This window comes from Idiomarina aminovorans (assembly GCF_023155095.1).
In the GTDB taxonomy this organism is placed as follows: Bacteria; Pseudomonadota; Gammaproteobacteria; order Enterobacterales; family Alteromonadaceae; genus Idiomarina; species Idiomarina aminovorans.
Genome location: NZ_JAKNDA010000008.1, coordinates 52,444 through 65,269 on the forward strand (window position 1 = coordinate 52,444; position 12,826 = coordinate 65,269).

15 protein-coding genes are annotated in these 12,826 nt (G+C 48.0%); 14 read left to right on the forward strand and 1 reads right to left on the reverse strand.

The window, feature by feature from the left end:
* Positions 1-172: 172 nt before the first annotated feature.
* The 11 genes from L8G48_RS12750 to L8G48_RS12800 all read left to right on the forward strand — a co-directional run bounded on the left by L8G48_RS12750 (position 173) and on the right by L8G48_RS12800 (position 9,640).
* A complete protein-coding gene (locus L8G48_RS12750) occupies positions 173-445 on the forward strand; it encodes a hypothetical protein (protein ID WP_248264998.1) in 273 nt (90 codons plus the stop codon).
* Positions 446-494: 49 nt separating this feature from the next.
* On the forward strand, positions 495-2,447 hold the full coding sequence (yoaA, locus tag L8G48_RS12755; protein ID WP_248264999.1) for a DNA repair helicase YoaA: 1,953 nt from the start codon (positions 495-497) through the stop codon (positions 2,445-2,447).
* The gene (tsaB, locus tag L8G48_RS12760; protein ID WP_248265000.1) at positions 2,425-3,108 is read left to right on the forward strand and encodes a tRNA (adenosine(37)-N6)-threonylcarbamoyltransferase complex dimerization subunit type 1 TsaB; all 684 of its coding nucleotides are present in this window, start codon (positions 2,425-2,427) and stop codon (positions 3,106-3,108) included. Before yoaA ends, tsaB begins: the two co-directional genes overlap by 23 nt.
* Positions 3,109-3,174: 66 nt before the next feature.
* Positions 3,175-3,474 (forward strand): hypothetical protein, encoded by a 300-nt coding sequence (locus L8G48_RS12765; protein ID WP_248265001.1) that lies wholly within the window; start codon positions 3,175-3,177, stop codon positions 3,472-3,474.
* A 30-nt stretch (positions 3,475-3,504) separates the two neighbouring features.
* The gene (locus L8G48_RS12770; protein ID WP_248265002.1) at positions 3,505-4,077 is read left to right on the forward strand and encodes a Slp family lipoprotein; all 573 of its coding nucleotides are present in this window, start codon (positions 3,505-3,507) and stop codon (positions 4,075-4,077) included.
* A gap of 11 nt (positions 4,078-4,088) precedes the next feature.
* Positions 4,089-4,958 carry an alpha/beta fold hydrolase gene (locus L8G48_RS12775; RefSeq protein WP_248265003.1) on the forward strand — a complete coding sequence of 290 codons (870 nt, stop codon included), beginning with the start codon at positions 4,089-4,091 and terminating at the stop codon, positions 4,956-4,958.
* An 87-nt stretch (positions 4,959-5,045) separates the two neighbouring features.
* On the forward strand, positions 5,046-6,713 hold the full coding sequence (fadD, locus tag L8G48_RS12780) for a long-chain-fatty-acid--CoA ligase FadD (protein WP_248265004.1): 1,668 nt from the start codon (positions 5,046-5,048) through the stop codon (positions 6,711-6,713).
* The gene (gene rnd / locus L8G48_RS12785) at positions 6,710-7,882 is read left to right on the forward strand and encodes a ribonuclease D (RefSeq protein ID WP_248265005.1); all 1,173 of its coding nucleotides are present in this window, start codon (positions 6,710-6,712) and stop codon (positions 7,880-7,882) included. The genes fadD and rnd overlap by 4 nt, the downstream gene beginning before the upstream one ends.
* A gap of 20 nt (positions 7,883-7,902) precedes the next feature.
* Entirely contained in the window at positions 7,903-8,151 is a 249-nt protein-coding gene (locus L8G48_RS12790; RefSeq protein WP_248265006.1) for a YcgL domain-containing protein, read from the forward strand.
* Positions 8,145-9,182, forward strand: a complete 1,038-nt coding sequence (locus L8G48_RS12795; RefSeq protein WP_248265007.1) for a lytic murein transglycosylase — start codon at positions 8,145-8,147, stop codon at positions 9,180-9,182. The genes L8G48_RS12790 and L8G48_RS12795 overlap by 7 nt, the downstream gene beginning before the upstream one ends.
* Positions 9,183-9,187: 5 nt before the next feature.
* A complete protein-coding gene (locus L8G48_RS12800) occupies positions 9,188-9,640 on the forward strand; it encodes a YcgN family cysteine cluster protein (RefSeq protein WP_443986724.1) in 453 nt (150 codons plus the stop codon).
* Between the two features lie 6 nt (positions 9,641-9,646).
* On the opposite strand, the gene dsbB is transcribed toward L8G48_RS12800, so the two are convergent.
* Positions 9,647-10,192, reverse strand: coding sequence for a disulfide bond formation protein DsbB (dsbB, locus tag L8G48_RS12805; RefSeq protein ID WP_248265008.1), 546 nt, complete (start codon positions 10,190-10,192; stop codon positions 9,647-9,649).
* A 144-nt stretch (positions 10,193-10,336) separates the two neighbouring features.
* On the opposite strand from dsbB, the gene fadR reads away from it, so the two are divergent.
* From fadR to L8G48_RS12820, 3 genes are all read left to right on the forward strand, one after another.
* On the forward strand, positions 10,337-11,047 hold the full coding sequence (fadR, locus tag L8G48_RS12810) for a fatty acid metabolism transcriptional regulator FadR (protein WP_248265009.1): 711 nt from the start codon (positions 10,337-10,339) through the stop codon (positions 11,045-11,047).
* A 417-nt stretch (positions 11,048-11,464) separates the two neighbouring features.
* Positions 11,465-11,788 (forward strand): hypothetical protein, encoded by a 324-nt coding sequence (locus L8G48_RS12815; RefSeq protein WP_248265010.1) that lies wholly within the window; start codon positions 11,465-11,467, stop codon positions 11,786-11,788.
* A 99-nt stretch (positions 11,789-11,887) separates the two neighbouring features.
* The gene (locus tag L8G48_RS12820; RefSeq protein ID WP_248265011.1) at positions 11,888-12,634 is read left to right on the forward strand and encodes a hypothetical protein; all 747 of its coding nucleotides are present in this window, start codon (positions 11,888-11,890) and stop codon (positions 12,632-12,634) included.
* Positions 12,635-12,826: the final 192 nt, after the last annotated feature.

The window sequence follows — 12,826 nt, forward strand, 5'->3', positions numbered from 1 at the left end:
TAACACTCCAAAAAATAAGTTTACTCCGTAAAGTTGTATAGCACTATACCATCTGGGTAAGGTAATGCAAGAGTAAACTTATTGGTTATTGAGTCGATATCAGGTTATTATTCAAACAGTGGTTGTATAGTCAAATAACGGATAACCCTCTGAGAGGCTAAAAAGACAGATAATGGCTAACTTTGATGCAATGGTTCCGCTGATACCCAAAGACACTCGTGTGGCTGTGGATCACGCTCGTGAGCAAATGAAAGTCAATCAGGTTGAAAAAATACATGAGTTGCGCGCAGTAAACGAGGAAGAAGGCTCAACCATCAACGAAGATAAACAAAGACACGACAACGACGATCATCAGAAACAACAAGCGTCTGCAGAGCCCGAGGCCGAAGAGGTGACTGACGACGATGAAACCCCGCCTTCAGGACATATCGACACCTACGCCTGAGCCAATATCTATGTCATAATACGCGTCTATTTTTTTAGCGGTACAGGTTATGGCAACAGTTCTATCAGTCTTTAAGCCAACGGGCGAACTGGCGCAGGCAATTACAAACTTCCAGCCGCGGGCAGCCCAACAGAAAATGGCAGAAGCCATTGCCGCTACCGTTAAGAAAAAAGGGCAGCTGGTGGTGGAGGCGGAAACCGGCACCGGCAAAACGTTTGCGTATTTAGCCCCGGTGTTACTGGGAAAAGGCAAAGCCATTATTTCTACCGGTACCAAAAACCTGCAGGAACAACTTTTTCATCGTGACTTACCCACTTTAAGAAAGGCTCTGGCGCCAGAAAAAGTCGTGGCTTTATTAAAAGGCCGTTCTAATTATTTGTGTCTGCACCGCATGGAGCAGGCAAACCAGCAAGCCGGACAATTCAGTAAAGACATTCAAAATCAGCTCATTACAGTAAAGCGATGGTCCACAACCACACGCAGTGGTGATATGGGGGAGCTTAATGCGTTAGCCGAAGACGCGGCCGTACGACCTCAGGTTACCAGCACCCAGGACAACTGCCTGGGGCGAGACTGTCCTGTTTATGAAGACTGCCACCTGGTGAAAGCCCGCAAAGAGGCTATGGAAGCCGACATTGTGGTGGTTAATCATCATCTGTTTTTTGCCGACATGGCGCTAAAAGATACCGGCTTTGGCGAACTTATCCCGAGCGTGGATACGGTGGTGTTTGATGAAGCCCATCAAATTCCGGATATCGCCAGCCAGTACTTCGGTGAAACCGTATCCAGCCGGCAGTTGACCGAGCTGTGCGAAGAACTGCAGCGGTTATGTATGACCGAGCTGAAGGACTTGTCTCAGGCAAGCGCTATGACGCGTACGTTACTGCAGACGTTAAAAGACTGGCGTCTGTTGTTTCCGCGCGACCCAATGCGGGGTAACTGGCGCGACTGGCGTAAAAAAAACGAAGTTGCTGAAGTTGCTGAGCGTGTGCAGGAGCGTTTAACGCTGTTAACCGATGTAATGAAAACTGCCATTGGCCGCAATAAAGATTTTGATAATTTGCACGAACGCGCCGAGCAGCACCTGTATATCTGGCGTCAGTTAATGGATGTGGACCGTACCGGTTACAGCTTTTGGTTTGAAACCACGCCGCGTCACGTTAGTTTGCACCAGACACCGTTAAGCGTTGCCAAAACTTTTGGTGGTTATATTAAACGCAACAAAATGAGCTGGGTGTTTACCTCGGCCACTCTGGCGGTTAACGAACAATTTGACTACTTTACGAAACGCTTAGGAATTGAAGAAGCCGACACGCTCTTACTGGAAAGCCCGTTCGATTTTGCTAAACAGGCGAAGTTATGTTTACCACGTTATCTGCCCGAAGCGAATGACCCGAATCGGCATCAGATGTTGACCGAAATTGCCGAGCAGTGCGTTAAGGTAAACCGGGGCGGCACCTTCTTGCTCTTTACCAGTCACCGTATGCTACAGCAAATGGCGGTCATTTTGCGCGACCGGCTGGATCGGGACATTCTGGTACAGGGCGAGTCGGGCAAAACCGAATTACTGGATACCTTTACCAAACAAGGCAACGCGGTTCTGTTGGGGACTTCTTCCTTCTGGGAAGGGGTAGATGTACGAGGAGAGGCGCTACGCTGTGTTATTATCGACAAATTGCCCTTTGCCTCACCCGATGACCCGTTATTGAATGCTCGTGTTGAAGACGCTCGCTTGCGCGGCGTCGATGCCTTCAGCACAATACAATTACCGCAGGCAATAATCGCTCTGAAACAGGGCGCAGGGCGGTTAATTCGAGATAAAGACGACTCCGGTGTTTTAATTGTTTGCGACAGCCGTCTGGTCACACGCCAGTATGGTAAGCAGTTTTTATCCAGCTTACCGGCTATGTCACGAACCCGGGACTTAAATGAAGCGCTGAGTTTTTTGGCGCAGGTTGCAGAGAAAGATGAAACCAATAATGACGAACCTATTAGCAGTTGATACGTCGACCGAGAATTGCTCGGTAGCTTTACAATGGCAGAATACTTTTTTCAGTGAAGCTATTGAAAGCCCGCGCGAGCACTCACAACGATTACTCCCCTTTGTTGAGCAAGTACTACAACAAGCCAAAACCGATTTAAACCAGCTTAACGGGCTGGTTGTTGGGGTTGGTCCGGGAAGCTTTACCGGCGTACGCATTGGCGTGTCCATGGCGCAGGGGCTGGCGTTTAGTTCAGAATTGCCGGTATTTCCGGTCAGTAGTTTGCAGGCTTTAGCGCAACAGGCCATTCGTAAACACCAGGCTGAAGCCGTGGTTGCCTGTATTGATGCGCGCATGGGTGAAATTTATTATGCGCTTTACCGTAATAACAGCGGCGTTGCAGAAGCCGTTACTGAACCGGCGGTGGCCGAGCCATCTGAAACCTTATTTGCCGACTACAATATTCAGGGTTTTTATACCGCAGGCACGGGCTGGGATAACTACTCTGAAATACTGGATCCGAAAAAGCAGTTAAAGCACAGCGGCGATTGTCGCTTGCCGCTGGCTGAAGATATGCTGACTTTAGCCACTAAAGGCAATGTTTTGGCAGTGCATGCCGAAAACTTAGAACCTTTGTATGTGCGTAATGAAGTCACCTGGAAAAAATTGCCGGGGCGATAACTTGCCGAATGGCACTGAACTCGCCATAATAAAATCAGTCTTATTAACAGATGGGTCATCGTTGACGTGCGAATTAATCCGCAGGCGGTTCAGCCGCTAAACAATCAGCAGCAAGGGCCACAAAGGGTCGCGCCAGAAAATGAGCAACGTCCGGGGCAAAGCCGGACGCAAGTTGCTGATTCGCGGCAAGTTGCGCCTGATGTGCGGCAAAGCAAGCAGCGTGCGGAACGGTGGGAATCATTAAATACATTTTACGATGAACCACCACAACGCTCTCAAAAAGCACTGAACACGTACCAAAGTGTTGCGTTAAGTGAAAAAAGAGAGCAAATCACGTCAATGTTTGGTGTTGATATTTACGCCTGAGTGAGGTCTGTTATGAAAACCGGGTTTGATATGAAAATAATATACGCAGCGACAATGGCACTGGTATTGGCAGGTTGCTCTTCTGTCCCCGAGCAAATTGCCAGTGAAAACGAAGACGCTCTTGTCGGTTATAAAGTGGCTAAACACCAGGGCGAGAAAGTGGTCGGTGATTCTGCTCGCTGGGGTGGTGTTATTGCCGATGTCCGCAATGCCAAAGACCACACGGTTCTGGAAATTGTCAGCTTTCCGTTAAAACGCTGGGGTCGCCCTGAAGTCAGTGACAACAGTCAGGGCCGCTTTTTAGCCGTGGTCAATGATTTTGTTGACCCCGATGTTTATAAAGCCGGCCGTTCAATAAGCTTTGTAGGCAGTATCGGTCAGCCGCAGCAAGGCAAAATTGATGAGTACATTTATACCTATCCGGTGATTGAAGCTACTGGTTATTATTTATGGCAGCCGGAGCGCAAAAAGAGCCATGCAGAGGTTGATTACTCGCCGCTTTGGTTCCGTCACAATTTCTATTCTCCTTACTACCCATACCGTTATCCGGTTCGCGTTCGTGTTCAGGACAAGTCCGGAACGCCCGCTAAAAATAACAATTAATCCACTTAACCATGGATTATCGAGAAGCCTTAGAGCTCGCCACCCCAGTCAGCTATGAGCTTGACTGGGGCACGCTGCGGGGCCTGTGCTGGGGTGACCCCAGCGACATTCGGGTTGTGGCGACTCATGGTTGGTTAGATAACAGCCACAGCTTTTTACCGCTGGCCGAACACTGGCCTGCAGAAGCGGGCGGCTTACTGGCCCTTGACTGGGCCGGACACGGCCTCAGTGATCACCGACCTAGCGGCAACTACTATCACTTTATCGATTACGCTTACGATTTGTGGCAGCTGATTCAACAGCAAGACTGGAAAAACCTGACGCTTTTAGGTCATTCCATGGGGGGCTTTGTTAGTAATGTTGTCGCGACTTTGTGTCCGGAGCGTATAAAAAGCTTAATTTTAATTGAAGCCTTTGGGTTGCTGGTGTCAGATGGCACTAACGCCAGAGAGCAATTACAGCAAGGTTTTTTAAGCCGTAAAAAATTACAGACGCCACGCTGGCGAAGCTACAGTAATTTTGATTCTGCAGTAGAAGCGCGTGCTGCGCAGGCCGATTTTTCGACCGGGCTGGTTCAATTAATTGTTGAGCGCGGCTGTGAACACCGTTCCGATGGTCGTTGGCATTGGCGTGCCGACGCCCGGGTGAAAGCAACCTCGGCCTATCGGCTGCCGAGTACAGCGGTGGATGACTTACTGAAAGAGTTGACTATGCCGGTTGTGGTAGTGCGCGGCACCGAGGGCTATGACAAGTTAGAAAATGCCTTAAAAAATTGGCAGGATAAAGTGTCAAAATTAAGTTGCATGACGCTAAGGGGCGGGCATCACGTGCATATGGAACAACCTGTGAAAATCGCTGAGTTGCTTAAATCGCACGGTTAGCCGTTTTGAACGACTAGGATTAACTGGTCGGATATGCGATGATTACGCCACTAAAATAACGATAAACAGTTAGAGGCAGAGCCTTTTATGGAAAAAATTTGGCTGAAAAACTACCCAGCAGGCGTACCAGAAACTATTGATCCGGATCATTTTTCATCTTTGGCTGATATCCTGGAACAGTCCATAGAAAAGTACGGTGAAAAAACCGCCTTTGTTAATATGGATTCAGCACTGAGTTTCAAAGAGCTGGGTGTAAAAACTCGTGAATTTGCCGCTTATCTGCAAAGTAAAGGGTTAAAAAAAGGCGACGCCGTTGCCGTTATGATGCCTAACCTGTTGCAGTATCCTATTGCTTTATTTGGTATTTTGCGTGCGGGCATGACAGTGGTTAATGTTAATCCGCTGTATACACCTCGCGAATTAAAACATCAGTTGACCGACTCACAATCCAAAGCTCTGGTTATTTTAGAAAACTTTGCTCAAACCTACGAAAAAATTAAAAATGAAGCGCCGCTTGATTTTGTTATTACCACACAAATAGGTGATCAGCTGCCAGCACCCAAGCGCTGGGTAGTCAACTTTGTGGTTAAACACATTAAGCGCATGGTGCCTTCTCATAACCTGAAAGGTACTGTCAGCTTAAATCAGGCTTTGGCCAAAGGCGCTACGGCTGAGTATCAGCGTCCGCAAGTCACTGGTGATGATATCGCATTTTTGCAATACACCGGCGGAACCACTGGTGTTGCTAAAGGCGCTATGTTGTCCCACCGCAATATGGTGGCGAATCTGGAACAAGTATCTGCCTGTATTACACCTATAATGAACGATGGTGAAGAAACCATCATTACCGCGCTGCCGCTTTATCACATTTTTGCCTTAACGGCGAACTGCCTGACCTTTATTAAGCACGGTGGTAAAAACGTGTTGATCACCAACCCGCGTGACATGCCCAACTTTGTGAAAGAGCTGAACAAGTATCCGTTCTCCATGATTTCGGGTGTTAATACCTTGTTTAATGGCCTGTTGAATACCAAGGGCTTTAAGGACGTTGACTTCTCTAACTTGAAAATTGCTCTGGGCGGCGGCATGGCGGTTCAAAAAGCGGTTGCCGAAGAGTGGGAACGGGTAACTAAGTCACGCTTGCTGGAAGGCTACGGCTTAACCGAGTGTGCGCCGGTGGTTACGGTTAACCCGTACGACATTGAGCACTATACGGGCAGCATTGGCTTGCCGGTGCCAAGCACCGACGTTCGTATTATTGACTCAGACACCCGCGAAGAAATGCCGATGGGAGAGCCGGGTGAGCTGGAAGTCAAAGGCCCGCAGGTTATGGAGGGTTATCTGAACCGCCCGGAAGCGACAGCGGAATCCATTAAAGACGGCTGGTTCGCAACCGGCGACATGGCTACGGTTGACGAACGTGGTTACTTTAAAATTGTGGATCGCAAAAAAGACATGATTCTGGTGTCGGGCTTTAATGTCTATCCAAATGAAATTGAAGATGTTTTAGCGGACCATCCGAAGATTCTTGAGTCAGCCGCAATTGGTGTGCCGCATGAATCATCGGGTGAAGTGGTAAAAGTGTTTATTGTGGCTAAAGACAAGTCATTAACCGAACGCGAAATTATCGACTTTTCGCGCGAAAACATGACCGGCTACAAAGTGCCTAAACTGGTTGAGTTCCGTGATGAACTGCCTAAATCCAATGTCGGCAAAATACTTCGCCGCGAACTGCGTGACGAGGAAGACGTTTGACTCTACCGTTGAACCTGCCGGAGTCGGTACATCAGTACCGGCTTGTAACCACCACCGCTGAATTAGAAAGTCTGTGCCAGCAAGCGAAAGCCTCTGGCTGGTTTGCTATTGACTCCGAGTTTGTGCGTGAAAGAACCTACTACGCTCAGCTGGGGTTGCTGCAAATTTACGCCAATGGCACTACGGCTATAGTTGATCCGCTGACAGATATCAATTTAGAGCCACTATGGCAACTAATAGCCAGTGACAACATTGAGACCGTGCTGCACGCCGGTGGTGAAGATATCGAGCTATTTTTTCAACAAAGTGGCGGACGCCAGCCCCAGCAAATTTTTGACAGCCAGATAGCCGCGAGTTTTTGTGGCCTGGGTGACTCTATGGGCTATGCTCGTTTGGTCGATGCCTTATTTGACGGTGTTGAGCTGGACAAAAGCCTGTCGCGTACCAATTGGCTGAAACGCCCGTTAAGCGACGAACAACTGGACTACGCGGCCGCCGATGCCAGTTATCTGGCGGTAATGTACCCGTATTTAAAAGCCTTGTGTGAAGAAAAAGGCTGCTTAGATATTGTGTACGAAGAGTCACAAATTCAGGTACGCAAACGCACCCAAAGCTGGCCGGATGATTTGCTGTATTTAGCCGTAGGCAATGCCTGGCAGTGTCATCCGCGTCAGTTAGCCGCACTTAAAATTTTAACGCCCTGGCGCTTACACAAAGCGCGCGAGCGCGACATTCCTTTAGGGTTTATTGCCAAGGACGGTGTGTTGCTGGAAATAGCCCGCCGCCTGCCGAAAAGTGATGATGAGCTAAGCCGCATTCCCGATTTAGCGCCCCTGTCACGCAAATATTCCGGGCGGGATATTATTCGCTGCATTCAACAGGCCGAACAAGTGCCTGAGTCTGAATTGCCGCAAACACTAGAACGCCTAGACGACATGGAGGGTTATAAGCCAACCTTTAAAGCCATTAAAAAGGCTGTTTCGGAATTGGCGGAATCTTTACAGGTACCGGCGTCATTGGTGGCTTCGCGCAAGCAAATTAATGACTTTATTAACTTTCATTGGCAATACTCGACGCAACAACAGCAGCGTTTGCCGCAACCTGACTTAATGGTGGGTTGGCGTGAGCACGCAATTGGGGCAGAATTACAAGCTATAATTAGCAAGTAGCCCCATTCAGGAGAACCGCCATGCTGTGTGATGTTTATCGCAGCTCTAAAAAAGTCGATACTTATCTTTACCTGCCTCACGGTAACGAATTCACAGACGTGCCTGATGTTTTGCTGGGCCAGTTTGGTCGCGCAGAAAAAGTACTGACAATAAACCTTGCCGGGCGTGAACAGTTGGCCCGTTTAACGGTCGAAAAGTTACAGCAGCATTTGCATAACGATGGTTTCTATTTGCAGTTGCCACCGAAACGAGAGGAACTTCAATGTTAACAACTAAAATAAAAGTGGCAGGACTGGCTTTTTGTCTGGCCTCTTCATTTGCGCTTAGTGCGCCGGCTTTTGCCTATCAGGAAACTGAAGATAAAGCTAAAAAAGAGTCCAGCGAAGCGGTTAACCAAAAGTTCGCCACCTACGTTGAAGCTCTGAAAGCCGAGGCTATTGAAAGTGGTTACAAGCAAAACACACTGGATAAAGCCTTTGCCCAAGTTAAGTACTATGAGCGCGCGGTGGAGCTGGATAAAAACCAGCCTGAATTTAAACTGACCTTAGATACTTACCTGCCACGTGCAGTGCCAGACTGGAAAGCCGAAAAAGCCATAGAAAAATACAACGAACACAAAGAACTGCTGGACAAAGTGGGTAAAGAATACGGCGTTCAGCCGCGCTTCATTGTCGCGCTGTGGGGCATTGAAACCAACTTTGGTTCCTACACCGGTGGTTTCGACGTGGTTTCCGCGTTAACCACGCTGGCCTTCGACGGACGTCGTGAAGCTTTCTTTAAAAAGCAATTGTGGGAAGCTTTAACCATTATTGAAGAAGGGCATATTCAACCTGAACAGATGAAAGGCTCCTGGGCTGGCGCTATGGGACAAACCCAGTTTATGCCAAGCTCCTTCATGAGCTTCGCCGTGGACTACGACAACGACGGCAAAAAAGACATTTGGGGTAGCTTCCCGGATGTATTTGCTTCAGCTGCTAACTACTTAAGTTCTGTGGGCTGGAAAGACTACGTAACCTGGGGCCGTCAGGTGCAGTTACCTGAAGGCTTTGACGAGTCATTAGCCGGGCTGGACACCAAGAAGAAGCTGGCCGAGTGGTCTGATCTGGGCGTGACGCGTTTTGACGGCTCGGCGCTGCCATCGCGTGGCGACATTGTTGCATCTGTGGTCATTCCTGATGACAACGAAGGCCGCGTTTACCTGGCTTACTCCAACTACGATGCGCTCATGCGCTGGAACCGCTCACACTACTTTGTGGCGGCAGTGGGTTATTTGTCCGATCGCATTCGCTTTCCACGGTAATACGCTTGTCGGCACTGATGAAATGGTTCGAGCAGCCACTGCACACGTTAACCCATGTACAATGGGAAGCGCTGTGTGATGGCTGCGGGCAGTGCTGCTTAAATCAGCTACAGGACGAAGAAGATAACCTTTACTCCACGGATGTGAGTTGCCGGTTATTAGATACCGAAACAGCAAGTTGCACCGACTACGTAAACCGCAGCCAACGCGTGCCCGAATGCGTAACCTTAACCCCGGATAACCTCGACGACGTGTATTTTATGCCAGCCAGTTGTGCTTACCGGTTAAGAGCAGAAGGGCAGCCCCTGCCACAATGGCATCCGTTACGGCATGAAGGCAGCAAAGAGCCCATGCAAAAAGCCGGCTATCATGCGGCCGGCCATTGCGTGAATGAAACAAAGTTCAAAGGGGATTTAGAAGACCGAATTGTTACCTGGCCATTGCAGAGCGAAAGCTAGCACGGCTTATTTGTGGTAAAGCACAAAGCTGTCTTTTTTCTTAAAGGACGCAACAATGTGGCACAGCGTGACAATAACGCCAATGAGCAATAAGCCCGCAAAAATCACCGTCATCCAGCCCGGCATACCTAAGCCGAGCCATTGCCAGTCAATGTCACCGCATAAGCCCGGTGCAGCAAACAGCCCCGGCATCCATTCATGCAACGGCGCCCAACCAGGAAAATTAGGCGCACTTTCACACACCGCAAAGAACGCATTTTTTGAGGTTTGTAAGTCCCAGTGGTCGTAGGCAATTCGCAGCCCTTCAAAGCTGCTGTACAGCCAGCCCAGTAATGCCACCCAACGGGCCAGCCAAAAGCCGGAGCCAAACAAGCCCACAATAGCTGCCAGACCTATTCCTATAACCGCCATGCGTTGATACACGCATTTTACGCAGGGCTCTAAGTCAAGAACCATCTGAAAATAGAGGGCTGCCGCTAACAGGAATGAACAGCCTAAAAATAACAGTAACCAGGCAAACGGTTTGTTAGGCCACCGACCCACAAATAGCATGATGATTTTCCTTAAGAAACTGTAAAAAACGTAGAAACCATACCCAAATAGCACTCTGTTGTCGATATAAAGCCGGAAGTTATCTTGTCCGACCTCACAGAAGGCTGCTAGAATCCCTCCATTAGTTAGTACACAGGCGGGAATATGATAATAAAAGCGAAAAGTCCGGCGGGTTTTGCCGAGGAGTACATCGTAAAATCTATCTGGAACGGGCATTTTTCCCCGGGCACTATTTTACCCGCTGAACGTGAGCTGTCTGAACTTATTGGCGTAACGCGCACCACCTTGCGTGAAGTGCTGCAGCGCCTGGCGCGCGACGGCTGGTTGACCATACAACATGGCAAACCCACCAAAGTGAACAACTTTTGGGAAACCTCCGGCCTGAATATTCTGGAAACCCTGGCGCGCCTGGACGAAGACGGCATGCCGGAACTGGTCGATCAGCTGCTGTCTGCCAGAACCAACATTAGCGCTATTTATATTCGTGCCGCTATTCGCCATAACCCGGAACGGGTGATTGAGCTACTGGAACCCACCAGCGAGCTGGAAGACAGCAAAAAAATATTCGCCGAGTTTGACTACCAGTTAAACCACGACTTAGCCATGGCTTCCGGCAACCCCATTTATGTACTGGTACTCAACGGCTTTAAAGGCCTGTACTCGCGCATTGGTCAGTATTACTTCTCGTCACCCGAAGCCCGTCAGCTGGCCCGCGACTACTACGACAACCTTATAGCCGTTGCCCGCAAAGGCGACTATAACGAGTCAGTAAACCTGGTGCGCCGCTACGGCTACGAGTCCGCTGAAATTTGGCATAGCCTGCATGGTGATATGCCGGATGATTTGGTGAGTTGATTAAGCTAGTTTTGCGGCTTTTTTGATAGAAAATTGATTTAGTTTGTTAATTAAGGCCTGATGGCTCTTTTTGAGTTGTCAGGCTTTTTTTGTTGTGGGCTTTGTTTCTACTGGGTTGCAAGGTTCCTTTTATTTTCATCGATAGTTATCGCTCGCTTTTGTTCTATAAGTTGCCTGTTTTGTTATTGCTTTTCATATTTAATCCGTTTAGTGTCAATTACATACGCAAATTGTAAAGACTGATATTGCGCATTTTAAAGGGGTTAAATGAGCGTGCTCGCTTGGCTTTTTGGTTTTATTACTATTTTTGCTGAAAATACTTTATTTATTAGATGGTTGCTAAGAAAAAGAAAGCTATTTAATAAATGACAAAGTGCGCATGCACGATATACAAATGTTATGCAAGAGGGTAATTCGATGAAACTAGCCCAATTTCTAAGCTTGTTCATGCTTTCAACACCGGCTCTGGCATCAGGTGTAATTACTTGTGGTGACGTAATGGCTGTAGGCGATGAAGCAAGTTACACACTTCACGCTGAAGCTCAAAAACGAGCACAAACCGCGATCGAAGAGTTCGTAGGAAAAAGGGTGGTGAAGCCGCACGTGGACGCAACAGGCAGCAATGCGAACCCTGAAACTATGGCCTCCCTAATTGAGGTTTTTTGGTGCGAAACGGCAGATACCCCCCTTCATTCGGCGTACTATAGGTTTTACTCAAGTAATAAATCGGTTTTTGAATAGGCATGCATAACAAGCAAATAATGTACGCGCGTTTCACGCGCCGGACGCCCTCCTACGTCGGGCGCCGCATATTTGGGCGTTAGCTTTTAAAGGGTATCAATGAGTATCGAATTTTGGAAAATTGCTGCAAGTCTGGGCGTTCCCGGATTAGCGCTAGCCGTATTCTACGCACTCTTCAAGCAGTTTAAATTTGAGCTGCCAAAAGTGAGTCAGGTTTGGGCGGGGCCTATTGTAGTAGTTTTCATTGCGTCAGTTACATTTATTACCTACCAAGCCATAAGTTACGGCTTCTCCAATGAAGGAGAAAATATTGACAGTAATAATGAAGGGGCAACCGATAGAGACTTGGCCCAATCGCTTACCTCTTCATTACACGAGCTAGAGAGTAACCTAGTAGTTTTAAATTCTTTAAGCGCGATTTATAACGGTCGGTCGGATCATAAAGCTCCGTCTCGCTTAGACTATTCAGAATCGATGAGATTTTTCACTCGATATTTTGACTTGGTTTTTCCCGTAACATATGGAGAAGCTGAAAATTTAATCCCGTTCTTGTCAGCGCTTGACGATGCAAGCTCCGAATTGAATTCCATTAATACGAAGTCGCAGATTAATGAATTTAATAATAGGAGCCACCTTTCTTTAGATGACATAAGGTTGTTGACAGGTTTTTATGTTTATTATCTCGACGGTCTAATAGAAAAGTATTTGCCAAAGGAGTTTGCATATACATATGATCCCCATTACGAAATCTATAGCGAGAAAGGAGACGAGTTGGTGATGAATGTTTTTACACTCGATGGGGAACCGGTAAAGGATTACGGTACCGTACTGGGGTTGCTTGACTGAAGCTAACAAGTCACGGAAGGCGGACGCGTGAGACGCGCCGCTTCGTTCAGCGTTATGTGCTTAAGTATAAAGGTAAATATGGCAGTTTTAGAAATTCTTACAGCACCAGATCCAAGGCTTAAGATTACAGCAGAGAAAGTTCAGGATATTGAATCGGTTCAGAAATTAATCGATGATATGTTGGAAACCCTA

Excerpts from the sequence above, each read along its gene's own strand:
- L8G48_RS12770 (WP_248265002.1), top strand. The coding sequence starts at position 3,505 with ATGAAAATAATATACGCAGCGACAATGGCACTGGTATTGGCAGGTTGC.
- L8G48_RS12790 (WP_248265006.1), top strand. The coding sequence starts at position 7,903 with ATGCTGTGTGATGTTTATCGCAGCTCTAAAAAAGTCGATACTTATCTT.
- fadR (WP_248265009.1), top strand. The coding sequence starts at position 10,337 with ATGATAATAAAAGCGAAAAGTCCGGCGGGTTTTGCCGAGGAGTACATC.
- L8G48_RS12795 (WP_248265007.1), top strand. The coding sequence starts at position 8,145 with ATGTTAACAACTAAAATAAAAGTGGCAGGACTGGCTTTTTGTCTGGCC.
- L8G48_RS12815 (WP_248265010.1), top strand. The coding sequence starts at position 11,465 with ATGAAACTAGCCCAATTTCTAAGCTTGTTCATGCTTTCAACACCGGCT.
- fadD (WP_248265004.1), top strand. The coding sequence starts at position 5,046 with ATGGAAAAAATTTGGCTGAAAAACTACCCAGCAGGCGTACCAGAAACT.
- L8G48_RS12820 (WP_248265011.1), top strand. The coding sequence starts at position 11,888 with ATGAGTATCGAATTTTGGAAAATTGCTGCAAGTCTGGGCGTTCCCGGA.
- L8G48_RS12750 (WP_248264998.1), top strand. The coding sequence starts at position 173 with ATGGCTAACTTTGATGCAATGGTTCCGCTGATACCCAAAGACACTCGT.
- tsaB (WP_248265000.1), top strand. The coding sequence starts at position 2,425 with ATGACGAACCTATTAGCAGTTGATACGTCGACCGAGAATTGCTCGGTA.
- yoaA (WP_248264999.1), top strand. The coding sequence starts at position 495 with ATGGCAACAGTTCTATCAGTCTTTAAGCCAACGGGCGAACTGGCGCAG.
- dsbB (WP_248265008.1), bottom strand. The coding sequence starts at position 10,192 with ATGCTATTTGTGGGTCGGTGGCCTAACAAACCGTTTGCCTGGTTACTG.
- L8G48_RS12775 (WP_248265003.1), top strand. The coding sequence starts at position 4,089 with ATGGATTATCGAGAAGCCTTAGAGCTCGCCACCCCAGTCAGCTATGAG.